Raw genomic sequence first — 23,315 nt, 5'->3', positions numbered from 1 at the left:
GTTTGTAAATTTTATACATAAGGGGGAGTTTGTGATGAAGGTGGAAGCGCTTCCTGTAATTGAAGGGGTATACAACTTACAGGACTATGATAAAACGTATCAAACCTTTGACTGGTCACAAGTGGAGAAGGAATTTTCATGGCATGAAACAGGTAAATTAAATGCAGCTTATGAAGCGATTGATAAGCACGCAAACTCTACACGTAAAAATAAAGTTGCGCTTTATTATCGAGATGCGCAGCGCAATGAAAAATATACATTCAAAGAAATGAAAGAATGGTCAAACAAAGCCGCAAACGTGCTAAAACAAGCAGACGTAGAGAAGGGAGATCGCGTGTTTATCTTTATGCCTCGCTCTCCGGAACTTTATTTTGCATTGTTAGGCGCGGTGAAGCTTGGCGCTATTGTTGGGCCTTTATTTGAAGCGTTCATGGAAGGTGCAGTAAAAGATCGTTTGCAAGACAGTGATGCAAAAGTGTTAATTACAACGCCTGAATTGCTGAGCCGCGTTCCGGTGAAAGATTTGCCAGCTTTAAAACACATTCTCCTTGTAGGGGAAAATGTAGAAGAAGAAGGCATTCAACTAGATTTTCTGAAGCGATTAGAAGCGGCGAATAAAGAGGTGGAAATTGAGTGGGTAGATAGAACAGATGGTATGCTGCTTCATTATACATCAGGTTCAACTGGCAAACCAAAAGGCGTACTTCATGTTCACAACGCAATGCTTCAGCACTATCAAACTGCAAAGTGGGTACTCGACTTAAAAGATGACGATGTGTATTGGTGTACAGCAGATCCCGGTTGGGTAACGGGGACTTCCTATGGGATTTTTGGTCCTTGGCTTGCTGGAGCAACCAATGTGATTGTAGGAGGACGATTTAGTCCAGATGCATGGTATCAAGCACTTGAAGATTTTGGCGTAACGGTTTGGTACAGTGCACCTACAGCTTTTCGTATGCTAATGGGTGCTGGTGATGACTTAGTTAAACGCTATGATTTAAGCAATCTCAGACATGTATTAAGTGTGGGAGAACCGTTAAATCCTGAAGTGGTACGCTGGGGAATGAAGGTGTTCCAAAAACGTATTCATGATACGTGGTGGATGACTGAAACTGGCGGTCAGACGATTTGTAATTATCCGTCTATGAAAATTAAGCCAGGATCTATGGGGAAACCAATTCCAGGTGTACAAGCAGCAATCGTTGACGATCAAGGACAAGAGCTTCCACCTTATCGAATGGGTAACTTAGCAATTAAAAAAGGCTGGCCATCTATGATGCATGCGATTTGGAACAACAAAGAAAAATATGAGTCATATTTTATGCCAGGTGATTGGTACGTATCAGGTGATTCGGCGTATATGGATGAAGACGGTTATTTTTGGTTCCAAGGCCGAATCGATGATGTTATTATGACGGCAGGAGAACGCGTGGGTCCATTTGAAGTAGAAAGTAAGCTTGTTGAACATCCTGCTGTAGCAGAAGCGGGGGTCATTGGTAAGCCTGACCCTGTGCGCGGGGAAATTATTAAAGCATTTATCGCACTTAGAGATGGGTATGAATCTTCAGATGAACTGATTGAAGATATTCGTCAATTTGTGAAAAAAGGGTTAGCTGCTCATGCAGCCCCGCGTGAAATCGAGTTTAAAGATAAGCTACCTAAAACACGAAGTGGTAAAATTATGCGTCGCGTTTTAAAAGCGTGGGAATTAGATTTGCCTACGGGCGATTTGTCAACGATGGAAGACTAAGGAGTAAACGTTTCAATCTTTGTAGGGAAAATAAATGATTTTTATAAAGTTCAAACAGCCAGCTGTTTGAACTTTTTTTTGGACTTGAATTTTAAAATGAAATCATTCATAATTGTGGGGTGTAAACTTTTAAATAAAATAAACTGCAGTGATAGGAAGAAGTAATACTTGTCTCCCTGTTTAAGAGAGCTGATGGTTGCTGAAAATCAGTACATAGACAAATATGAAATACGTCCTTGAGCATCTTTTGTGAACTTACAGTAGCAAAAGACGGGTAGACCGTTAAATCATTTAAGTGGGAAATAATTTATTTCCAAATAGGGTGGTACCGCGATATTTTCGTCCCTTCTTTTTTAAGAAGGGGCGTTTTTTATGTTGTTCAACAAATTGTAACGAGCAATTAGATAAAGGAGAGAATATATAACATGGATATTTTACAAGATCTTGAGTTTCGAGGGCTCATTAACCAACAAACGGATGAAAAAGGTTTAAGTGAACTTTTGAGTAAAGAGTCTGTTCGTTTATACTGCGGATTCGATCCGACAGCCGACAGCCTTCACATCGGCCACATGCTTCCTGTTTTAATTTTACGTCGCTTTCAACAAGCTGGACACCAACCAATTGCATTAGTTGGTGGAGGTACGGGTCTTATTGGAGATCCAAGCGGTAAAAAAGCAGAGCGTACGTTAAATGAAAAAGAAACGGTTGCCATGTTTAGTGAGCGTATTAAAGGTCAGCTTTCACGCTTCTTAGATTTCGAAGAAGGTGAAAATGCAGCGGTTATTGCAAATAACTATGACTGGATTGGCTCATTAGATGTTATTACATTCCTACGAGATATCGGTAAAAACTTTGGTATTAACTATATGATGGCAAAGGATTCTGTTCAATCTCGTATCGAATCAGGCATTTCATTTACGGAATTTAGCTATATGATTTTACAGTCATACGATTTCTTGAATTTATACCAAACATATAACTGTAAGCTTCAAATTGGCGGCAGCGACCAATGGGGAAATATTACGGCTGGCTTAGAATTAATTCGTAAATCAGAAGAAGATGCAAAAGCATTTGGATTAACAGTTCCGCTTGTAACAAAAGCGGACGGGACGAAGTTCGGTAAAACAGAAGGCGGAGCAATTTGGTTAGACCCTGAAAAAACAAGTCCGTATGAATTCTACCAATTCTGGATTAATACAGATGATCGTGATGTTATAAAATATTTAAAATACTTTACATTCTTATCACACGAGGAAATTAATGAATTAGCAGCTTCTGCAAAAGAAGCTCCTGAAAAACGCGAAGCACAAAAAGCACTAGCGGCAGCGATGACTACGCTTGTACACGGTGAAGAAGCTCTTGAGCAAGCAATTCGTATTTCGCAAGCTTTATTTAGCGGAAGTATTTCAGAGTTAACAGCAGAAGAAATTAAGCAAGGATTCAAGGATGTTCCTTCTTACACGCATACAGGTGAAGATATTGGTTTAATTGATCTACTTGTAGAAAGTAAAATTTCTCCTTCTAAACGTCAAGCACGTGAAGATATTTCAAACGGTGCGATCTACTTAAACGGTGAGCGTGAACAAGATTTACAAAAAACAGTAGGTGCAGAAGACCGTATTGAAGGTCAATTCACAGTGATTCGTCGAGGCAAGAAAAAATATACGCTTATTCAATACGCATAAAAAAAAGGCCGAAAGGCCTTTTTTTTATATATAGACAGTAAAAAAACCGCTCCATAAGGAACGGCTTTTTACTATTAACGAGAGTAGAACTCTACGATTAGTGCTTCGTTGATTTCAGCAGATAATTCAGAACGCTCTGGTAAGCGAGTGAATGTACCTTCTAATTTCTCAGCGTCTACTGTTAAGTAGTCTGGTACGAAGTTGTTAACTTCAAGCGCTTCTTTCACGATTGAAAGGTTGCGAGATTTTTCGCGAACACCGATCACTTGACCAGGTTGTACACGGTAAGATGGGATGTCAACGCGTTTACCGTCAACTAAAATGTGACCGTGGTTAACTAATTGACGAGCTTGACGACGAGTGCGTGCAAGACCCATACGGTATACTAAGTTATCAAGACGAGCTTCTAAAAGAATCATGAAGTTCTCACCGTGCTTACCAGTTAATTTACCAGCAGCAACGAATAAGTTACGGAATTGACGCTCAGTTACACCATACATGTGGCGTAATTTTTGCTTTTCTTGTAACTGTAAACCATACTCAGAAATTTTCTTACGTTGACCTGGGCCGTGTGGACCTGGAGCGTAAGGGCGTTTTTCTAATTCTTTACCTGTACCACTTAGAGAAAGACCTAAGCGACGAGAGATTTTCCAACTTGGACCTGTATAACGAGCCATGATGACTCCTCCTTGTTTGTGTTTTTATTTTATGCAAAACAAAAACAGACACATTCTAGCGATATGCTCATTTTGTTTTCATGTACCATCGCTCTAGCAGCAGAGAGTTACACGATACACCATCTTGTTAAAAGAATTGCTACTTCTGTAAAACAATCTTTTAATGAGGAACAAAATGAAAAAACATAAAGAAGATTGTATAAGCTGCAATATTTCACACAACGAGTATTATAGGTGTTTACTCGTATAAAGTCAAGGAAGATTGAAGATTAAAAGAATGTAAAAGAAAGGATATATTCATTTGAAGTATGAAAGGAGAAGAAAGAACATAAGAAAACGGTGGTGATGGGCTAATCAAACGTTTGTTTAATAAGCAAAAACCGCTGATTTGCAGCGGTTTTTTTGCTTATTCATATTCAAAGAAAAGAAGTGAGTTCTTTGACGAATTCTTCAAGATACTGTTGATCGATTTCATCAAAGCGATTTTTGATTGGACTGTCAATATCAAGAACACCTAAAAGTTTACCGTCTTTTACCACTGGTACGACGATTTCAGATTGAGAAGCAGCATCACATGCAATGTGGCCAGGGAATGCATGAACATCTTCGATTCGCTCTGTTCTTTGATTTTGAGCTGCTGTACCGCATACGCCTTTTCCAAGTGGAATGCGAACACAAGCCGGCAGCCCCTGGAAAGGGCCGAGTACTAACTCACCGTCTTCCATTAAATAAAAGCCTACCCAGTTTACTTCATTTAAAAATTGATTTAGTAAAGCTGAAGCATTTGCTAGATTAGCAATTGTATTGCTTTCTCCTTCTAATAAGGCGCGTAATTGCTTAATTACTAATTCATAATCCTTTTGTTTTGAGCCGCTGTAGTTTTCGACATTAAACAATGTATTCTCCTCCATTCAACATAAGATTTAATGAGTTTTTATCAGGAAACGTCAGTTTTAACGCTACTTTGTCGATAAAAGATTACAGGAACTAAAAAGCCTATCACGAATTATGTAGAGAGGCTACTAAAATCCTTTTTAAATACTGTAACGATTTCTACACAATTTTGCAATCATATGTGTTTTGTAAAAATAAATCGAAATGAGGTGTAGATAGATGGCTGTACAGTCAAAAACGAAAGAGAAAATTATTGATGCGGCTGTTTCTCTTTTTAACGTAAAAGGTTTTGATGGTACGTCGGTGCGCGAGATTGCAGGAAAAGCGAAAGTGAACGTAGCGAATATTTCATATTATTTTCATAGCAAAGAAGGGTTGCTTGAAAGTTTAGTGATTTCTTATTTTGAAGGTTATATTGGGGTACTGGAGCAAGCATTCCAAGAAATGAAAAAGCTGTCTTCAACAGAAAGTATGATCGTGATGATTCGAGCTATCTTACATTACCAGCATGAAAATAGGCATATTGCCCGGCTCGTATATAGAGAAATCTCTCTTGACACGATTTTAATTCGAGAAGTTATGACTACGTATTTAACCAAGGAAAAATACTACTTAAAAACAATCCTTGAAAGAGGGATGAAAGAAAAGGAATTTCGAAAGCTGCACGTTTCCTTTACAATCATTGAGCTTAAGGGCATGCTGTCTATGCCTTATCTTCATCCTCAGTACCTAAGTGAAGTTCTTCATATATTGCCTCACGAACCGTATTTTGTTCAGCAATATGCGATTGAGCTTGAGCGATGGGTGCACACAACGGTATGTTTGCCATATGAACGGACAAACAAACTGCGCGTTCAATTATCCTAAATGCAGCTCTCCATAGCCTTGGCCTAAATCCTTCGCACAGTGGGCGTCTGACCCATATACGAGAGGGATTTTTTTCTGTTGGGCTGCCTTTACGACAAAGGGAGCTGGATACGCTTCCTTGCACAAAGGCTTAAACAACCCTGCACCATTATAGTCCAAAGCCAGATCTTTCATTTTTATTTCATCGAGTATTGATAAAATAATAGGGGAAAGTGTGTCTTCATATGGAAAGCGAGTTTGAAATTTATGTACGAGTGTCATATGACCAATGCGCTTAGGCTTATAAACGCCTAAATTGGCCTGTACAGAGCGTAATACCGTGTTGTAATACTTATCATATACTTTGCTTACGCTGCCAAACTTCTGTACAATATGTGCAAATACGTCAGCGCTAAAATCTAGGCAGTCATATCCTTCTTCATGTTTTAAGAAGTGGACAGAAAGGATGCTGTCATCGAGATAAGGACCATACTCGTTTAAGAAATCTGTTGTTTCGTGTTCAAATCCTTCAATAAAGTCAACTTCCAATCCGATATTAATACGAATATCGCGCTCAAATTCTTTTTTAACTTGCTGTACGTTTTGAATGTAGCGATCAAGTTTGTCAGGATCCATTCCGCTGTCGCGATCAGGTGTCGGATCACTGAAGCTTTTTGGTAATGGAGCATGCTCTGTAAACGAAATCTCGCCAAAGTTCAGGAAAATTGCCTGTTCAACATATTGTTGCAATGAATCAGGTGAACCGTGTGGGCAAAATGGAGTATGAATATGTTTGTCAACTTTCATAAAAAATGCCTCCTTTTTTCTTCTTTTTCCATTGTAACGACACAAAGTGACTCCATGCCAATATTTTGTATAAAAAAATTTAATTTTTTGCTCAAAAGTTGGACTTTACATGGTATCATAAAAACATTGACGCAAAAAAATTTAAAGGATTAAATTCACCCTTTTTATAAATAAGAAACTTGTCATGTAGAACGCACTGTAAGGGGGCTTAGTATGGAATTCATTATAGCACTAATCATACTTATAATCGGATTAGTTGTGTACGGAATGTTTTCACGTAAAAAGATTTATCAAGAAATTGATCGCCTGGAAACGATCAAAGTCGAATTAGCAAATACGCCAGTTGCAGAGGAAATTTCAAAAGTGAAAGAATTGAACATGACAGGTCAAACTGAAGAGCTATTTGAACGTTGGCGTGAGCAGTGGGATGAAATTATATCAACTAATCTCCCGAAAATTGATAAAGAACTGTTTGAAACGGAAGAAGCAGCAGATAAATACCGATTTAAAAAAGCGAAGCAGTTATCTATACATATTGATCAAGCCTTAGAACAAACCAAGATAGATATTGAAAACATACTTACTGAACTTCAAAATTTAATTGGTAGCGAACAAGATAATCGATATGATATTGAGGAGTTAAATCAGCTTCATCGCCATGTGAAGAAAAAATTGCTCGCACATCGGTATTCCTATGGAAATGCTGAAAAAACGTTAGAATACGCAATTAATACATCTAAAGAGCAGTTTAAAAAATACGAGGAAGAGACGATTAACGGAAACTATCTTCAAGCACGTGAGATTGTTCTTCAATTAAAAACTGATTTAACAGCTATTGATTCGTATTTAGAACAAATTCCAAAAGTGTTAGTTGAGTGTCAGACCACTCTTCCTGTTCAGTTCAATGAACTGCTTGACGGATTCCGCGAAATGAGTGAGCAGGGATATGTGTTAGATCATCTGCAAGTAGAAGAAACGGTAGAGCTTTTAAAACAAGAAACTGCTGAAATTATTGCAGATATTGAAGAATTATATGTGGAAGAAGCGATTACAAAACTAGATGATGTGAACGAACGCTTAGAGCAGTTATATGACTCACTTGAGCATGAGGTTTTCTCCTATCATAAAATGAACCGTGAATCTCACACGGTATCTAACTTCCTTCGTATGCTTCAAGAACGAAACCGTGAACTTCGTGAAGAAACGCTATTTGTACAGCAAAGCTATCATTTTAAAGAGCGCGATTTAGACGTATATTATAAAATGGACCGCGAACTAAAACGATTGACTAACTTGTACTATAATATTTCGGACAAGGTGGCGGAGCATAATTTAGCCTACAGTGTGATCCAAGAAGAACTCGAAGACGTTTCCAAACAGCTTAACCAATTAAAAGAATCTCAGGAATCCTATAGCGATATGCTACAAGCTCTTCGCAAAGATGAGCTCTCAGCTAAGGACAAAATAGAAGAACTGAAATCTCAGTTGATTGAAGCACGACGCCTTATTCAAAAAAGCAACCTTCCTGGTGTTCCTGAAGAATATAAAGTGCAGCTTGAAAAAACGGTTCATATCTTAAATGAAGTAACCGCTAAGCTGAAAGAAAAACCGCTTAATATTCAAGCTGTTCAATCTTTACTTGAAGATGCTGTTGGTTTTGTTCAGGATACATTTGATGAAACAGAGGCAATGTTAGAAGAAGCGCGACTCGTTGAAAGAGTGATTCAATACGGTAACCGTTATAGAAGTACTCATCACTCGATTGCACAGTCTTTAGAAGAAGCAGAAGAAGCATTTCGTCATTACGAATACAAAGAAGCATTAAAACAGGCATCTGCAGCTATTGAGCAAGTAGATCCTGGTGCGCTGGATCGTATACAGCGTATTGTATCTTCACAGAGTTAAAAAGCTCGTGTCCTTTGGACACGAGCTTTTTTATGACGCTTTTCTTTGTATACTATCTCGTACCTCTTTTAATGCTAATAGTATAGTCTATGAATGCGGCAGTTACTTTAGGATGATACAGCGGAGGCCTTGGCTATAAAGTGGCGAATAGCTTTGAAAAGATTGTCTATCCTTGTTATGATTACTAAGGCAAAGCCCGATTTAAAAAAGTACCAAGGTGTGGTATGATAATACGTTGTTCCTAAAAAATGAAGAAGGGGGCGCGCATCCTTGATTTATTTAGATAATAGCGCTACAACAAAACCCTATAATGAAGTAATACAATCTTTTACCAAAGTAGCTACAACTTATTATGGCAATCCATCGTCCCTCCATCAATTTGGCGTACAAGCGGAGAATTTGTTGAGCCGTTCACGTGAGCAAGTGGCAGAATTGCTGCACGTATCGTCAGATGAAATTATCTTTACATCAGGAGGAACGGAAGGGAATAATTTGGCTATTAAAGGCGTAGCGATGCAATATAAAAGCCGAGGTCAGCATATTATTACGACAAACATTGAACATGATTCCGTTCATGAACCATTTAAGCAGTTAGAAGCACTAGGATTTAACGTGACGTATGTGCCGGTAGATTCAAGCGGATTTGTGTCGCCCGCGGCTATTGAATCAGTAATTACAGATGAAACCATTTTAGTATCTGTTATGCATGTAAATAACGAGATTGGCACCGTTCAGCCAATTAAAGAAATTGGACAGATGCTGACGAACTATTCGAAGGTGCTTTTTCATGTCGATCATGTGCAGGGGATTGGAAAAGTTCCGCTTTCTTTAGCGGATCATAAAATTGATTTATGCACATTATCAGGACACAAAATTCACGGCTTAAAAGGGACGGGAATTTTATATAAACGAAATGGAGTTCAGCTTCATCCGTTGCTTAGCGGAGGCTCTCAGGAAATGCAGCATCGATCAGGCACGGAAAATGTGCCGGGAATTGTAGCATTTGCTAAAGCACTTCGTTTAACACTTGAACATGCTGCTCAAAATCAGCAAAAAATGCGGAAAATAAAAGCAGAACTGATGGACAAACTTTCTGCTCACGAAAGAATCACGATTAATACGCCGAGTGAGCATTCGGCACCTCATATTATAAATTTTACAGCACAAGGTATTAAAGGTGAGGTTTTTGTTCACGCTCTTGAAGAAAAAGGAGTGTTTGTATCCACTACATCTGCTTGCTCATCAAAGCGAAAAAAGCCAAGCAAAACGCTTTTAGCTATCGGTAAAAATTACGAAGAAGCCGATCAGTCCATTCGATTGAGCTTGTCAGGCTTAAATGATTATAATGAAGTAACGCCCATTGTAAATGCTATTTTCACAGTAATTGAAGATCTAAAGAAAGTAATGAGGTAAATGATTATGATATATAACCATATTTTAATTCGGTACGGAGAAATCTCAACCAAAGGACAAAATAGAAAAAAATTTGTTGCCCAGCTAAGAAAAAATATTGTAACGGCTCTTAGTGCATTCCAAAATATTCACGTAAAATACACAAGAGACCGCATGTATATTCACTTAAACGGTGAAAATCACGAGCCTATCATCGAACGTCTTCAGCAAATCTTTGGTATTCAAAGCTTTAGTTTAGCATTAAAAGTTGAAAATGAGCTTGAAGCGATTCAAGAAGCAGCGTTAGAAGCAATGAAAGAATTTGATATAGAAGGAAAAACATTCAAAGTATCTACTCGGAGAGCTTATAAACAATTTCCTCTTGATACAAACGAATTAAATTATGCAGTAGGAAGTCATATTCTACGAAATACAGAGCATCTACAGGTAAACGTAAAAGAACCAAGCGTAAATGTACGAGTAGAAGTGAGAAGTGAAGCAACGTATATTACATGTTTTGATTATCGGGGAGCAGGAGGTCTTCCAGTTGGTACGAGTGGAAAAGCGATGCTGATGCTTTCTGGAGGAATTGACAGCCCGGTTGCAGGATACTTAGCCATGAAGCGCGGTTTAGAAATAGAAGCGGTTCATTTTTACAGTCCGCCTTTTACAAGTGAACGTTCTAAGCAAAAAGTCATCGATTTAACGCGAAAATTAACGGCTTATCACGAAAAAGTAAAGCTTCACATTGTACCGTTTACAGCTGTACAGCAAGCGATTCAAAAGCAAATTCCAGAGAATTATACCATGACCTCTACACGCCGTATGATGCTTCGAATTACGGACCTTATTCGTGAAAAAAATGAATCGTTAGCTATCGTGACTGGCGACAGCTTAGGGCAAGTAGCTAGTCAAACGGTTGAGAGCATGTATGCGATTAATGAAGTGACTAATACGCCAATTTTGCGTCCGCTTGTAACAATGGATAAAACGGAGATTGTTGAAATTGCCCGCAAAATTGATACACATGAAATTTCGAATCGACCGTATGAAGACTGCTGTACAATTTTTACGCCAAGCTCACCAAAAACGAAGCCAAAACGTGAAAAAATAAATCGATACGAACAATTTTATGATTTTGAAACATTAATTCAAGAAGCGGTAAATAATGTAGAAACGCTTGAGATGACAGCTTCTTCGGCTACAAATACCGCAGACAGCGTAGAAGATTTGTTTTAAAAGTTAAATTTCATAAAATTACCAAAAAAATAATGTATGATGCCATGTGTTTTGACACAATCTATATTCAACAAGGAGGTGAAAACACATGGCAAACACAAACAAATTAGTAGCTCCTGGTTCAGCAGCTGCTATCGACCAAATGAAATACGAAATCGCTTCTGAATTCGGTGTAAATCTTGGACCAGAAGCAACAGCTCGCGCTAACGGATCTGTTGGTGGAGAAATCACTAAACGCTTAGTTCAAATGGCTGAGCAACAACTTGGTGGTAAATAAGTCATATTAATTAAATAATGATGGCTAAAAAGAGTGGGGGAAACCTCACTCTTTTGTCTTGTTTGTTTTGTCACGTATAATAGAGACAAGATCAAGCTTTATAAAGTAAAGGAGATGTTGGCGATGGGGACTTTATTTTACGGCGGCAAAATATATACGATGCTAAAAGAAGATGAGCATGTAGAAAGTGTATATGTTGAAAAAGGATTCATTGAAGATATAGGCGCAGAAGAAGATCTAAGAATCAAATGGGGTGCTGAGATTGACAAAGAAGTACACCTCAAAGGATATCCAATGTATCCGGGCTTTGTAGATAGCCATCTTCACTTAATTGGTCACGGTGAAAAGCTCCTTCGGCTTGATTTGTCTCAAGCTACTTCTAGGGAAGACGTGCTGATGCGCGTTCGGCAAAAAGTAGAGAGTACACCAAAAGGAGAATGGGTAATTGGAGAAGGGTGGGATGAAAATCAGTGGGAAGATTCCTCTTTGATTCAGTATCAAGATCTTGATCAGCTTTCAACTGAACATCCTATTATGTTGAAGCGAGTCTGTCGTCACGGATTAGTAGTAAACGGGACTGCTTTTAAAATAGCCGGGATTACAGCTGAAGTACGTGACCCGGAAGGAGGTATTATCCAGAGGGATGAAGCGGGGAATCCTACCGGTTTTTTGGCTGATCAAGCGCAAGAATTAGTAACGGCTCATATTCCTCAAGTATCAGAAGCATACATTCGACAAGCGCTCTCAGTAGCCATCAAAGATTGTGTGCAGCACGGATTAACGGGTGGACATACGGAAGATTTAAATTATTATGGAGGCTTTTTGCGTACATATCAAGCATTTCAAGACGTTATTCATAAAGAAAAGCAGCTGTTTCGTGCTCATTTACTTGTTCATCATGAAGCTGTAGATGATATGTATACATACGTTAAAGAAAAGAAAGACACATCCGCTTTTATTGAAATAGGGCCAATGAAGATTTTTGCTGATGGTTCGCTCGGCAGTCAATCTGCTCTTTTAAGCTTTCCATACAAAAGCGATCCTTCTACAAGAGGCGTAGCTATTCAATCACTAGATGAATTAAAACAGCTAGTGAGAAAAGCGAGAGAATTGAATATGACCGTTGCAATTCACGCGATTGGTGATTTAGCGTTTCAATATGTAGTAGAAAGCATTGAACAATATCCTCCTCAAGCAGGGCAAAGAGATCGTATTATTCATGCGCAAATTCTACGAAAAGATTTAGTGAATCGTGTAAAAAAGCTCCCGGTTGTGCTAGATATTCAGCCTCGGTTTTTAGCCAGCGATTTTCCATGGGTTATTGAAAAAATTGGAGAAGAGCATTTGGACTATTGCTATGCTTGGAAAACGTTATTGGACGAGGGCGTTATGTGTGCAGGCGGATCGGATGCGCCTATTGAACCTATCAATCCCATGTTAACGATTCATGCAGCAGTTTCTAGAAAAACTTCTCCAAATAGCTCGGTCATTTACATACCTTCTGAGCGACTCACTGTATTTGAAGCTGTTCAGCTGTTTACTTTAGGAAGCGCGCAGGCCATTCATCAAGAGCATAAAAAAGGATATGTTCAAAAGGGCTATGTAGCTGATTTTACCGTATTAGAAAGAGATCTGTTTGAGATACCTGCAGATGATATCCCATCGGTACAGGTGCAGATGACTGCTATTAATGGAGAAATTGTATATCAAAAATAAAAAGCGCCATTGGGCGCTTTTTATTATAGAAATGTACGCTTAACTCGTTGCCAGAAAGAGTTATCTTTCAACTTAACCGTTTTAATTTGACGGTCGCTTAAACGAATTTGAACTTGATCAACTTGGCGTGCATTTAATGCTTCGTTATCTATTCCAATAATTGGACTGTGGTTGTTGTCATTGGATAGTTTTAAAGTGAGCGTATGCTCAGCGCTTAGGATGAATGAAGATCCTAATGTACGATAGTTATTATTATTTAACGATGCCAATTCGCTTACTTGCATACAAGGAATCAACGGATCAACTACGGCTCCACTTACCGATTTATTATAAGCCGTACTGCCTGTTGGTGTTGAAATAATCATCCCATCCCCACGGAATGTTTCAAAGTGATTTTCATTAATAAAAACATCTAGACTGAGTGTTTTTATAACACCTGATCGAATCGAACATTCATTTAAGCAATAAAAAGAAGTTCCTTGATCAATTTGAGTTTGTAAAACGGGAAATCGACGTACTTCTATATTTTCTGTCGTAATAGCTTCAATCATTTTATCCGTTTCATCGATATGAAAATCGCAGTAAAAGCTTAGTTGATCTGAAGTTGTGACACCAGCATATAAGCAGTCATCTCGAAAGCCAGATTGACGGACAGCCTGCAAGAAAGCTCCGTCACCGCCAATACTTACAATGATGTTAGCGCTGTCGAAATGGTCTACTACTTGAAAGTCATATTGTTTTGCAAGTTCAATAAGTGGACTTACGAGCGCCTTTGTTTCCTGGTTTTTTGGATGAAAGAAATAAACGTTGCGACGATTTGGCATAGATAGTTCCCCCTTGTTTGTCTGATATGTAAAATATTAGCGATAAAGTAAACTTTTTAAAAAAAGTTTGTTACAATAATTATAGCATTATTGCTTTAAGAATTAAAAGAATAATCTTTTAATTCCGACACCTAAAAAGGAGGATTTTTATGAACAAAAAAAGGTGGATTGCTCTTTTAATTGCGGCCTGCTTATTCATTTTTTCTGCGATTGTTAATATTGGTTTTTCAGTCAAAGAAGAAAAAGATGACGGTTTGGCAGGCATATTTGGAGGAGACGACAGTGAACTATCAGAAACAGTTATCGAAAAAGGGAATGCAGCTAAGAAAATTGCAGTGCTAGAGGTCAATGGAACGATTCAAGATACAGGGAGCGGTTCCTCTCCGCTTATGTCCCAAAATGGTTATAACCACCAAGCATTTTTAAAGCAGCTAGAGGCTGCAAAAAATGATAAGGCAGTTAAAGGAGTCATTATTAAGGTGAATTCACCGGGCGGCGGCGTCGTTGAAAGTGCTGAAATACATAAAAAAATTGAAGAGCTGAAGAAAGAAACGAAAAAGCCAGTGTATATTTCAATGGGATCAATGGCTGCTTCAGGAGGCTATTACATTTCAACAGTTGCTAATAAAATCTATGCAATCCCGGACACTTTAACAGGTTCACTAGGTGTAATTATGCAAAGCGTTAACTACGGCAAGCTGGCTGATAAACTAGGAGTAGAATCTGTTGTTATCAAAAGCGGGGCTCATAAAGATATTATGTCTCCAACAAGAGAAATGACCGGAGAAGAAAAAGAAATTATGCAAACACTTGTAGACAACTCGTACGATGGTTTCGTCAATGTTATCTCTGAGGGACGTCACTTGTCTAAAGAAAAAGTGCGTTCTATCGCAGATGGACGAGTGTACGATGGACGTCAGGCTAAAGAGCTGAAGCTGGTCGATCAACTAGGCTATTTTGAAGATGCGGTAACAGGAATGGAGAAAGATTATAAGTTAAAAGGTGCACAAGTAATTCAATACAATCAAGGATTCGGACTGCCTTCTTGGCTTTCAATGAGCATGCAAAAAGTAATAGGTGGAGATGAACAAGTCACTGCAATGTTAAAAACATTTGCGCAGCCAAGCTCTCCGCGCCTGATGTATTTATATGCAGAATAGAGGTGGGAACATGGAAAATCAGTCTCATTCAACCGAATCAAACGATAATATAAAACATGAGCCAGCGGCAAGTACTCCAATAGGGAGTGAATTCCATTATGCAGGCTTTTGGATGCGCTTTTGGGCATATCTTTTAGATCTAGCTGTGGTAGCTAGCTTGAACTCCCTGCTGATCAAGCCAATTTTCCATTTAGCAGGTATTTCTCGAGGAGATGGATTTTTTTCTCCCTATACGATTGTAACGGTTATTATCTTTTATGGTTATTTTGTTTTAATGACCAAGTATTTTGGACAAACGCTTGGAAAGATGGTGTTTGGGCTTAAAGTAGTATCGCTGAAAGACTCCACTTTAACTTGGCCTGTTGTGCTGTTTCGTGAAGTAGTTGGACGTTATATTTCTAAAACAGTTTTTTTACTTGGCTATTTATTAGTTGCGTTTTTACCTAAGAAGCAAGGGGCCCATGATTACTACGCAGATACAACTGTCATACATGAAGGTACAATTAGCAGATAATAAAAAGAGGCTGGGACAAAAGGGTTTTAGACGAAGTGAAAAAAAGAACCACTGATCAAGACTGGGACTGACCCCCTATAGTGAGACAAATAAAAAACACCTTTAAGTTAAAAAACGGGTATATACTACCTAACAATCACTTGGAGGTGTTTTTTCTATGGGGACAAGAGTTAGTTATCCAGCAGAGGTAAAGATAAAAGCTATTGAGATGAGATTAGCTGGTGTACCTGTCAAAGAAGTGCTTTCCCAATTAAATATTCGCAGTTACACCCAATTAAAAAGGTGGATGAGATGGTATAAAAATGGAGAAATGCATCGATTTGAACAGCCTGTAGGCAAGCAATATTCATATGGAAAGGGACCTGGCTTTAAAGACGAAATATCCAAATTGAAAGCAGAAAACCGGTATTTAACACAACAGATTGAGGTCTTAAAAAAGTACAAGGAATTGGAGAGGAAGTGGTCCCAGAAATCGTAGTGAACGTAGTGGAAGAGTTAAAAGATAAGATACCAGTCTATCAAATCTGTCAGTACCTTGATATCCCTCGATCGACTTATTATCGCTGGAGGCAACAGGAACAATCAGAACGGACAAAGAAAAAGAAATGGATGGAACAACAGATTGGTAAGCAGTGTCGTAAACACAAGTTCCGATATGGCTATCGAAAAATTACAGCATTACTCAATCGAACGATGAAGATTAACCATAAATTTGTACAACGTGTCATGCAGAAATACGGTTGGCAATGTCGCGTAAAACGAAAAAAACGAAAGCAAACAGGGCAACCTTATCAGGTTGCAGAGAATGTATTAAATCGTGAGTTTCAAGCTGATCGTCCTCTTCAGAAATTAGTAACTGATATAACCTACTTGCCTTTTGGACCTAAACAGTTGTATCTTTCAAGTATTCAAGATTTATTTAATGGGGAAATCATTGCGTATTCGATTGGTGATTATCAAAACGTAGAATTTGTCTTAGATACGTTAAGCCAACTTCCTTCTTTACCTAAAGGATGTACGTTGCATAGTGACCAAGGCTCTGTGTACACATCGCATCTCTATCAACAAAAAATCAAAGAAAGAGGCATTACTATGAGTATGTCCCGTAAAGGGACACCCGCAGATAATGCCTCCATTGAATCGTTTCATTCCTCGCTAAAGTCTGAAACGTTCTACCTCGACGAGTTAACATATACGACGACCACCATCGTCGAACAAATCGTCGAAAACTATATTACCTATTACAACAATGCCCGTATTCAAACGAAACTAAACAACCAGTCACCAGTACAATACCGGCAAATGGTTGTTTAAAAGGTGCTTTGATTCCTGTCTCACAAACAGGGTGCAGTCCCACTTTTGATTAGTGGTTCTTTTTTTTGTAATGGTAAACGTAGGTTTCATTTGTTTAGATCCTTCTAGCAGCTGATTGGAGATCAACTGCGATGTCACAACCGGTTCAGCTCATGTATCCAATTTGTTCGTCTTTAGATTGGATTCATTTCGTTATATCTCAACCTCTTTTTATTGTTTCCATAAGGTTTAATATTCTGTGTTTTGGAGATAATGTGAAGCTAAGAAGGAGTGAAGGATGTGCTATGGCTTTTATGGATATTGCTAGCACTTTTAATTGTTATTGTACTTATTGTATGGACAAAAATCACGCTATTTGTAGATCTTCACCATGTCCGAGATAACGATTATTACAGAGTGAGACTCAGGGCTTGGTTTGGTCTTATTCGCTATACATATGAAATTCCGGTAGTGAAAGTGAAAAAAGATTCTCCTCGTTTGCTTGTTGAAAAGAAGAAAGGAATGGGTGATCAAGGAAAAGAAGACGAGAATTCATGGAGTGATTATTCTGTAGAAGACGGGCTAAGCATGTTAGAAAATGCGAAGCAATTCCTTGAACAGGTAGTCGGTTTTCATAAAATTTTTCGTCGTTTCTTACAGAAAGTGACGGTAAGTGATATTAGATGGCACAGCCGTTTCGGCTTAGGTGATGCTGCGTTAACAGGCGTACTCACCGGGGCTGTATGGTCTGCAAAAGGGGGCATAATTGGTATAATCAGCCGGTATATGAAACTAAAAGATATGCCTGTCATGAGCGTCACTCCTGTATTTCAACATCTTTGGTCAGAAACGGTATTTGAGTGCATAATTTCTTTTCGAGTTGGTCAAGCTATTCTAGTAGGTTTACGGACCTTGAGATACTGGCGGCATACGTCCAAAAAGCGTCGCAAAAGATGGAAGTCGTCAAATAAGAACAAGACACACTCTGTGAAAACATAAGGAGGTTATCTTAATGGCAGAACATCCAATTAAAAGTTTAATGTCGACAGCTATGGAAAATTTAAAGGAAATGATTGATGTTAATACAATCATTGGTGATCCTGTAGAAACACCTGATGGCAGTGTTATTTTAACTGTCTCAAAAGTAGGTTTTGGTTTTGCAGCGGGCGGAAGCGAGTTTGGAGTAGAAGGGCATGCACCATCTTCTCCGGGACAGCATCAGCAAGAATCAGGTCATCCATTTGGTGGAGGTAGCGGTGGCGGTGTATCAATTACGCCAATTGCCTTTTTAATTGTGAGTGGAAGCGGAATTAAAATGCTTCACCTTAACGAAAGTACACATTTATATGAAAAGATTTTAGATACAGCACCTCAAGCAATTGAACGCGTGCAGCAAATGTTTAAACGAAACAATCATCAGCAGGATCATCATAATCAACAAAATCAGCATCATGATAGTGCAAATGATTTTAATTTGTAGGTATAAAATAAAGCTTTGCTTGCTTCTTTAAATAGTAAAAGAAGCAAGCAAAGCTTATTTTGTTTGGTTTGTTTTCTAGCTTGGGGTGCCATGTTTTGTATGTCATTTAATTGCAATATAGAGACAGACAAGCTAATATGAACAGTGTACATACTTATTTAAAGGAGGAATTATTCGTGACTAAATTTAAAGGTAACGATGTAACATTATTAGGAAATCAAGTGAAGGTTGGAGACAAGGCTCCAAACTTTACTGTTTTAGCAAATGATTTATCAGAAGTAACGCTTGACAGCACAAAGGGTTCTGTTCGCCTAATCAGTGTAGTTCCTTCTATTGATACTGGAGTTTGTGATGCGCAAACTCGCCGCTTCAACGAAGAAGCAGCTAAATTAGATAACGTAAAAGTATTAACAGTAAGCGTAGATTTACCGTTTGCTCAAAAGCGCTGGTGTGGTGCTAATGGCATTGATAACGTTCAAACTTTATCTGACCACCGCGACTTATCTTTCGGAGAAGCATATGGTGTAGCTATTCAAGAATTACGCTTATTAGCTCGTTCAATCTTTGTAGTAGACTCAAATGACAACGTAACGTATGTTGAGTACTTACCAGAAGTAACTGAGCATCCGAACTACGAAGCAGCAATCGAAGCAGCTAAAACAGCTAAGTAAGATTGTCAGTGGCGTTCGGCAGAAGGCGGAAAACAATGTTTTTCGCCTTCTTTGTGTTTTAAGAAGTTTTTATGATAAAATATGATGTTCCAAATAGGACGTTTACTCATTTATATAGATATTATTTCATTACACAGGAGGCAGAATATGAGTCAGTTAGCTAGTATGGAAAAGCTATTTGGTGTAATTGATCAAACAGCTATTATTTTAAGAAAAGAACTAAACTGCGTATATTTAGAAGCAGTAGCTGAAACGGGAGAAAATTTGTTTCAAGGAACTATTTTACAAGAAGAGCTAGATGAGGTAACTAAAAAACGTTTAAAAAAAGAGTACGATTCAATCACGCTTGATCATTTTGAAAAAGAAACGATTCGAAAAGCGTATCAGCTAGCTATTTTAAAAGGCATGAAAGAAGCAGTTCAGCCTAACCATCAAATGACGCCTGATGCTGTAGGACTATTTGTCAGCTACTTAGTTGGAAAGTTCATGGCAGGAAAAGATAAATATACGCTTTTAGATCCAGCAGTAGGAGCAGGGAATTTATTAACAACAATTTTAAATACACACGCTGCGTCAATTGAACACGTATACGGTGTAGACGTGGATGATTTATTACTTCAATTGACATATGTAAATGCAAATTTACAGAAGCACGGCGTTCAATTATTCAATCAAGACAGCTTACAGCCGCTTTTTATTGATCCTGTTGATTTAGTTGTCTGTGACCTGCCGGTTGGTTATTATCCAAACGACGAAGGGGCAAAAGATTATAAAGTAAGAGCTGAAGAAGGTCACACCTATGCTCATCACTTATTTATTGAACAAAGCTTGCGTCATGTAAAAGAGGGAGGATACGTAGTGGCCCTTATTCCAAATAACTTGTTCGAGTCTGAACAGTCTCATTTATTACAGCCGCTGCTAAAAGAGGAAGCAATCGTTCAAGGAATCGTTCAGCTGCCGCTTTCAATGTTCAAACAAGAGCAGGCTGCTAAGAGTATTATCATTCTTCAAAAGCAGGGAGAAGGGGTAACAGCGCCTGATCAAGCGCTGCTTGTGAATTTGCCGAAGTTCAGTAATCGAGAAGCAATGAGTGATATTATGGCTCAAATGGACCAATGGTTCAGCGTTAATAAAAAGTAAGTCTTTTTCGAAAATAATGAATATTTTCCGGTAGCGTTTTCTTGATGTATAGCTCTTGAAATCTATTGTCGTGAATGATTAAATGAATAAGGATAGAAATCGTGTCGAAATGCATAGAATATTGTAGAGATTACACTTTTATGTTCTGTTCGTTATGTTTATGATGCACGTATAATAAAGAAGGAGCTGTTTTTTTATGTCAAAAATCATGGCAATCAACGCCGGCAGTTCTTCACTTAAGTTTCAATTATTTGAAATGCCAAGTGAGACGGTATTAACAAAAGGTTTAGTAGAACGAATTGGTTTAGATAACGCTGTTTTCACGATCTCGGTAAATGGTGAAAAACAAACGGATATTACAGAAATCCCTGACCATGCTGTTGCAGTTAAAATTTTAGTTGAAAAGTTACTTTCTCAAAACATCATTCAATCATACGATGAAATCACTGGTGTAGGTCACCGTGTAGTACACGGCGGAGAGAAATTTGCTGATTCTGTTTTAATCACAGATGAAACACTAGCAGAAATTGAAGCTTTATCTGATTTAGCACCGCTTCACAACCCAGCAAACATTGTGGGAATTAAAGCGTTCCAAGATATTCTTCCAAATGTTCCAGCTGTAGCAGTCTTCGATACAGCATTCCATCAAACAATGCCAGAAAAATCATTCTTGTACAGCTTACCGTACGAGTATTATGAAAAGTATGGCGTTCGTAAATACGGTTTCCACGGCACATCTCATAAATATGTTTCTGAGCGTGCAGCTGAGCTTCTTGGCCGTCCAATCGAACAATTGCGCTTAATTTCTTGTCACTTAGGTAACGGTGCAAGTATCGCTGCAATTGAAGGCGGCAAGTCAATTGATACATCAATGGGCTTCACACCATTAGCTGGTGTAGCAATGGGAACTCGTTCAGGTAACATTGACCCTGCATTAATTCCATTTATTATGGAGAAAACAGGAAAAACTGCTGACGAAGTATTAAATGTATTAAATAAAGAAAGTGGTCTTTTAGGTGTATCTGGTATTTCTAGTGACCTACGCGATCTAATCAAAGCAAGCGCTGAAGGCAATGAGCGCGCTGAAACAGCACTTGAAGTATTTGCTAGCCGTATTCATAAATATATCGGTTCTTATGCTGCTCGTATGTCTGGTGTAGATGCAATCATCTTCACAGCAGGTATTGGAGAAAACAGTGATGTTGTACGTGCTCGCGTTCTTCGCGGTTTAGAGTTCATGGGCGTTTATTGGGATCCAGCTTTAAATAGTGTACAAGGAGAAGAAGCATTTATTAGCTACCCTCATTCTCCAGTTAAAGTTATGGTTATTCCTACAGACGAAGAAGTTATGATTGCACGTGACGTTACTCGTTTAGCGAATATTTAAGTTCATAAAGTGCCTCTTCAATGCATGAATTCTCATAAATTGTCAGGCAAACTAACGAAAAGCTGATTTCCTAACAAGGAAATCAGCTTTTTTATATAGCGTAAGTAGCTGACGGTTGAAAGAAGGTTTACAACGTATAGAAGAAAGAAATAATATAGGAAGCAAAATGTAACGGATGCATTATTTGTTATAATAAAAATAAAACTACTTATTTCTTGAAAGGGTGACATGATGATACTAACGAATCGCGAAGAACAGCTTTTAGAAGAAATCTATAAATGGGAAGAGAGCTTACAGAGTGTAGAAGCAACTGAGATGGAGTTATTGTACGAAGAGTGGTTAGAAAAAGGGCTTAACTTAATTCCAGCTTCTGTTCGTGAGACCTATTTACATAAAATTGATGAGGGACTCTTTCAGTTAACTGCATTAATTCAAGGTACAGAAATGCAAACTCAAGCGACAAAACAAATTATTGAAACCGCTCGTGTATTCAAAGAGGATATCACAGATCTGTCAGAAATGAATTCCCTTCAAGTAGATCAGCTTTCTTATATATGCGAACAGCAAATGGCCAAGCTTCGATTGTATGCGCTGAGTCAAGGAGCACTTTCAGGAACCGGACAATCGCTGCTAGTCGGTATTGATATACCTGCTGTTTTATGTATGAATATTCAAGCAGTGCAACAGGCAGCAATTAGCTATGGCTATCATATTCAGACTCCTTCAGAGCTTATGCTAACGCTAAAAGTTTTCCATGCAGCAACGTTACCTAGACACCTTCAGGCTGAGGGGTGGCATCAATTAAAGAGTGAGTTAAGCCAAGAATTTGACCCGTATTTTTATGAAGGTGTTGATCAAATTGTAGATAAAACGTGGCTGCAAAAAATCGTTGTGCAAATTGGGAAAACGCTAGCTATATTTGCTGCGAAGCGAAAAGTTTATAATCGTTTGCCAATTGTGAGTATGATGGTTGGCGGAGGGATGAATTATCGAATGGCCAAACAAGTGACAGATTATGCAAAGCGCTTTTACCAATACCGCTATTTGCTAGATAAGAAAAACGAGTCTCATTAATTTTTCATGAGACTCGTTTTTTTTGTCTATCCGTGAACTTTTTTTGATATTTCCTCATTTGTTCGATACCAAATCCACAAATCATTAATAATAGAAGCAAGTTCTCCTATCTCGCTATTTAATTCACAGGAGCGGATAAAATTAGTCTCATCTTCTAACGCCGCTTGTTTTTGATTAATACTCTTTTCTAAAGATTGAATTTTGTCTGGAATCTGCCCCCGAATGGATTCCCATGTTAGGAGTATATCCTGCTGAAGTTTTTCAGAATAGAATGTCCATTCTCTTTCAAGAGCAGGAATTTTTATACCGAGTCTGTTGTCATAAGTAAAAAAGTGCTCCATTTTTTCACCTCTTCCCTTCCATTTTATACAATGATAAAAGCCAGAGCTACTGTAAGTGAAAAATAAATCATTTATACTTGATTTATGCATATAAATATACACAGTATTTAAGAAAGAAATATTCATTCATGTCTATTTTTACAGTATTTTAAGAGATTTTACCCTATTAAATTAAAATAAATGTGAATTTATATACTTTTTTTTGAATAACTATTGAAAAAAGATTAAAAAGTTGTTAAAGTA

At 38.2% G+C, this 23,315-nt stretch carries 22 protein-coding genes and 1 other annotated feature; of the genes, 17 read left to right on the top strand and 5 right to left on the bottom strand.

Features of this window, described 5'->3' with window-relative positions; translation table 11 throughout:
- Nucleotides 1-34: 34 nt before the first annotated feature.
- Both acsA and tyrS read left to right on the top strand, forming a co-directional pair.
- Nucleotides 35-1,750 carry an acetate--CoA ligase gene (gene acsA, locus Q5794_RS24670; protein WP_075419730.1) on the top strand — a complete coding sequence of 572 codons (1,716 nt, stop codon included), beginning with the start codon at nt 35-37 and terminating at the stop codon, nt 1,748-1,750.
- A 139-nt stretch (nt 1,751-1,889) separates the two neighbouring features.
- Nucleotides 1,890-2,100: a binding site (T-box leader), on the top strand.
- A gap of 75 nt (nt 2,101-2,175) precedes the next feature.
- Entirely contained in the window at nt 2,176-3,435 is a 1,260-nt protein-coding gene (gene tyrS, locus Q5794_RS24665; protein WP_013085222.1) for a tyrosine--tRNA ligase, read from the top strand.
- Between the two features lie 74 nt (nt 3,436-3,509).
- On the opposite strand, the gene rpsD is transcribed toward tyrS, so the two are convergent.
- The gene (rpsD, locus tag Q5794_RS24660) at nt 3,510-4,112 is read right to left on the bottom strand and encodes a 30S ribosomal protein S4 (RefSeq protein WP_075419729.1); all 603 of its coding nucleotides are present in this window, start codon (nt 4,110-4,112) and stop codon (nt 3,510-3,512) included.
- A gap of 416 nt (nt 4,113-4,528) precedes the next feature.
- A complete protein-coding gene (locus Q5794_RS24655; protein WP_192995577.1) occupies nt 4,529-5,008 on the bottom strand; it encodes a GAF domain-containing protein in 480 nt (159 codons plus the stop codon).
- A 217-nt stretch (nt 5,009-5,225) separates the two neighbouring features.
- Between Q5794_RS24655 and refZ the strand changes: the two genes are divergently transcribed.
- Nucleotides 5,226-5,873, top strand: a complete 648-nt coding sequence (refZ, locus tag Q5794_RS24650) for a forespore capture DNA-binding protein RefZ (protein WP_014458012.1) — start codon at nt 5,226-5,228, stop codon at nt 5,871-5,873.
- On the opposite strand, the gene hisJ is transcribed toward refZ, so the two are convergent.
- Entirely contained in the window at nt 5,865-6,659 is a 795-nt protein-coding gene (gene hisJ / locus Q5794_RS24645) for a histidinol-phosphatase HisJ (protein WP_192995579.1), read from the bottom strand. The two genes, refZ and hisJ, sit on opposite strands and share 9 nt — an antisense overlap.
- 213 nt (nt 6,660-6,872) lie before the next feature.
- Between hisJ and ezrA the strand changes: the two genes are divergently transcribed.
- From ezrA to Q5794_RS24620, 5 genes are all read left to right on the top strand, one after another.
- Nucleotides 6,873-8,564, top strand: coding sequence for a septation ring formation regulator EzrA (gene ezrA / locus Q5794_RS24640; RefSeq protein ID WP_013059480.1), 1,692 nt, complete (start codon nt 6,873-6,875; stop codon nt 8,562-8,564).
- A 270-nt stretch (nt 8,565-8,834) separates the two neighbouring features.
- Entirely contained in the window at nt 8,835-9,977 is a 1,143-nt protein-coding gene (locus tag Q5794_RS24635; protein ID WP_374988505.1) for a cysteine desulfurase family protein, read from the top strand.
- Between the two features lie 6 nt (nt 9,978-9,983).
- Nucleotides 9,984-11,195: a tRNA uracil 4-sulfurtransferase ThiI gene (gene thiI, locus Q5794_RS24630; RefSeq protein ID WP_374988504.1), complete on the top strand. Its 1,212-nt coding sequence runs from the start codon at nt 9,984-9,986 to the stop codon at nt 11,193-11,195.
- Nucleotides 11,196-11,283: 88 nt separating this feature from the next.
- Complete coding sequence (locus Q5794_RS24625; protein ID WP_013059477.1) at nt 11,284-11,472, top strand: alpha/beta-type small acid-soluble spore protein; 189 nt, start codon at nt 11,284-11,286, stop codon at nt 11,470-11,472.
- Between the two features lie 123 nt (nt 11,473-11,595).
- Nucleotides 11,596-13,188 carry an amidohydrolase gene (locus Q5794_RS24620; protein WP_374988503.1) on the top strand — a complete coding sequence of 531 codons (1,593 nt, stop codon included), beginning with the start codon at nt 11,596-11,598 and terminating at the stop codon, nt 13,186-13,188.
- A 23-nt stretch (nt 13,189-13,211) separates the two neighbouring features.
- Here Q5794_RS24620 and Q5794_RS24615 read toward each other — a convergent pair whose 3' ends face one another.
- Nucleotides 13,212-14,012: an NAD kinase gene (locus tag Q5794_RS24615; RefSeq protein ID WP_013059475.1), complete on the bottom strand. Its 801-nt coding sequence runs from the start codon at nt 14,010-14,012 to the stop codon at nt 13,212-13,214.
- A 149-nt stretch (nt 14,013-14,161) separates the two neighbouring features.
- Between Q5794_RS24615 and sppA the strand changes: the two genes are divergently transcribed.
- The 9 genes from sppA (at nt 14,162) to Q5794_RS24570 (ending at nt 22,731) form a co-directional block, all read left to right on the top strand.
- Nucleotides 14,162-15,172, top strand: coding sequence for a signal peptide peptidase SppA (gene sppA / locus Q5794_RS24610; RefSeq protein WP_374988502.1), 1,011 nt, complete (start codon nt 14,162-14,164; stop codon nt 15,170-15,172).
- Between the two features lie 10 nt (nt 15,173-15,182).
- The gene (locus tag Q5794_RS24605; protein WP_214987555.1) at nt 15,183-15,686 is read left to right on the top strand and encodes an RDD family protein; all 504 of its coding nucleotides are present in this window, start codon (nt 15,183-15,185) and stop codon (nt 15,684-15,686) included.
- Between the two features lie 157 nt (nt 15,687-15,843).
- Nucleotides 15,844-17,000, top strand: a protein-coding gene (locus Q5794_RS24600) for an IS3 family transposase (RefSeq protein WP_374988241.1) whose coding sequence is annotated in 2 segments (ribosomal slippage) — nt 15,844-16,114 and nt 16,114-17,000 — 1,158 coding nt in all. Because the reading frame shifts where the segments join, the coding sequence is not laid out codon by codon here.
- Nucleotides 17,001-17,279: 279 nt separating this feature from the next.
- A complete protein-coding gene (locus tag Q5794_RS24595; RefSeq protein WP_214984196.1) occupies nt 17,280-17,978 on the top strand; it encodes a DUF2953 domain-containing protein in 699 nt (232 codons plus the stop codon).
- Nucleotides 17,979-17,991: 13 nt separating this feature from the next.
- Nucleotides 17,992-18,459, top strand: coding sequence for a GerW family sporulation protein (ytfJ, locus tag Q5794_RS24590; RefSeq protein ID WP_116073952.1), 468 nt, complete (start codon nt 17,992-17,994; stop codon nt 18,457-18,459).
- A 176-nt stretch (nt 18,460-18,635) separates the two neighbouring features.
- Nucleotides 18,636-19,130: a thiol peroxidase gene (gene tpx / locus Q5794_RS24585; RefSeq protein WP_013059470.1), complete on the top strand. Its 495-nt coding sequence runs from the start codon at nt 18,636-18,638 to the stop codon at nt 19,128-19,130.
- A 147-nt stretch (nt 19,131-19,277) separates the two neighbouring features.
- Nucleotides 19,278-20,270, top strand: coding sequence for a class I SAM-dependent methyltransferase (locus tag Q5794_RS24580; protein WP_129705047.1), 993 nt, complete (start codon nt 19,278-19,280; stop codon nt 20,268-20,270).
- A gap of 196 nt (nt 20,271-20,466) precedes the next feature.
- Nucleotides 20,467-21,657 (top strand): acetate kinase, encoded by a 1,191-nt coding sequence (locus tag Q5794_RS24575; RefSeq protein WP_013059468.1) that lies wholly within the window; start codon nt 20,467-20,469, stop codon nt 21,655-21,657.
- Nucleotides 21,658-21,885: 228 nt separating this feature from the next.
- Nucleotides 21,886-22,731: an EcsC family protein gene (locus tag Q5794_RS24570; RefSeq protein ID WP_374988501.1), complete on the top strand. Its 846-nt coding sequence runs from the start codon at nt 21,886-21,888 to the stop codon at nt 22,729-22,731.
- A 26-nt stretch (nt 22,732-22,757) separates the two neighbouring features.
- On the opposite strand, the gene Q5794_RS24565 is transcribed toward Q5794_RS24570, so the two are convergent.
- Complete coding sequence (locus Q5794_RS24565) at nt 22,758-23,072, bottom strand: hypothetical protein (RefSeq protein WP_192995595.1); 315 nt, start codon at nt 23,070-23,072, stop codon at nt 22,758-22,760.
- Nucleotides 23,073-23,315: the final 243 nt, after the last annotated feature.

Origin of the sequence: Priestia megaterium, from assembly GCF_041941685.1 — a bacterium.
Lineage (GTDB): Bacteria > Bacillota > Bacilli > Bacillales > Bacillaceae_H > Priestia > Priestia megaterium_C.
This window is presented reverse-complemented; position numbering and strand designations above follow the sequence as displayed.

Bases quoted from the DNA above. Each gene is read 5' to 3' on its own strand.
- acsA (WP_075419730.1), top strand. From the start codon at position 35: ATGAAGGTGGAAGCGCTTCCTGTAATTGAAGGGGTATACAACTTACAG.
- tyrS (WP_013085222.1), top strand. From the start codon at position 2,176: ATGGATATTTTACAAGATCTTGAGTTTCGAGGGCTCATTAACCAACAA.
- rpsD (WP_075419729.1), bottom strand. From the start codon at position 4,112: ATGGCTCGTTATACAGGTCCAAGTTGGAAAATCTCTCGTCGCTTAGGT.
- refZ (WP_014458012.1), top strand. From the start codon at position 5,226: ATGGCTGTACAGTCAAAAACGAAAGAGAAAATTATTGATGCGGCTGTT.
- hisJ (WP_192995579.1), bottom strand. From the start codon at position 6,659: ATGAAAGTTGACAAACATATTCATACTCCATTTTGCCCACACGGTTCA.
- ezrA (WP_013059480.1), top strand. From the start codon at position 6,873: ATGGAATTCATTATAGCACTAATCATACTTATAATCGGATTAGTTGTG.
- thiI (WP_374988504.1), top strand. From the start codon at position 9,984: ATGATATATAACCATATTTTAATTCGGTACGGAGAAATCTCAACCAAA.
- Q5794_RS24625 (WP_013059477.1), top strand. From the start codon at position 11,284: ATGGCAAACACAAACAAATTAGTAGCTCCTGGTTCAGCAGCTGCTATC.
- Q5794_RS24620 (WP_374988503.1), top strand. From the start codon at position 11,596: ATGGGGACTTTATTTTACGGCGGCAAAATATATACGATGCTAAAAGAA.
- Q5794_RS24615 (WP_013059475.1), bottom strand. From the start codon at position 14,012: ATGCCAAATCGTCGCAACGTTTATTTCTTTCATCCAAAAAACCAGGAA.
- sppA (WP_374988502.1), top strand. From the start codon at position 14,162: ATGAACAAAAAAAGGTGGATTGCTCTTTTAATTGCGGCCTGCTTATTC.
- Q5794_RS24605 (WP_214987555.1), top strand. From the start codon at position 15,183: ATGGAAAATCAGTCTCATTCAACCGAATCAAACGATAATATAAAACAT.
- ytfJ (WP_116073952.1), top strand. From the start codon at position 17,992: ATGGCAGAACATCCAATTAAAAGTTTAATGTCGACAGCTATGGAAAAT.
- Q5794_RS24580 (WP_129705047.1), top strand. From the start codon at position 19,278: ATGAGTCAGTTAGCTAGTATGGAAAAGCTATTTGGTGTAATTGATCAA.
- Q5794_RS24575 (WP_013059468.1), top strand. From the start codon at position 20,467: ATGTCAAAAATCATGGCAATCAACGCCGGCAGTTCTTCACTTAAGTTT.
- Q5794_RS24570 (WP_374988501.1), top strand. From the start codon at position 21,886: ATGATGATACTAACGAATCGCGAAGAACAGCTTTTAGAAGAAATCTAT.
- Q5794_RS24565 (WP_192995595.1), bottom strand. From the start codon at position 23,072: ATGGAGCACTTTTTTACTTATGACAACAGACTCGGTATAAAAATTCCT.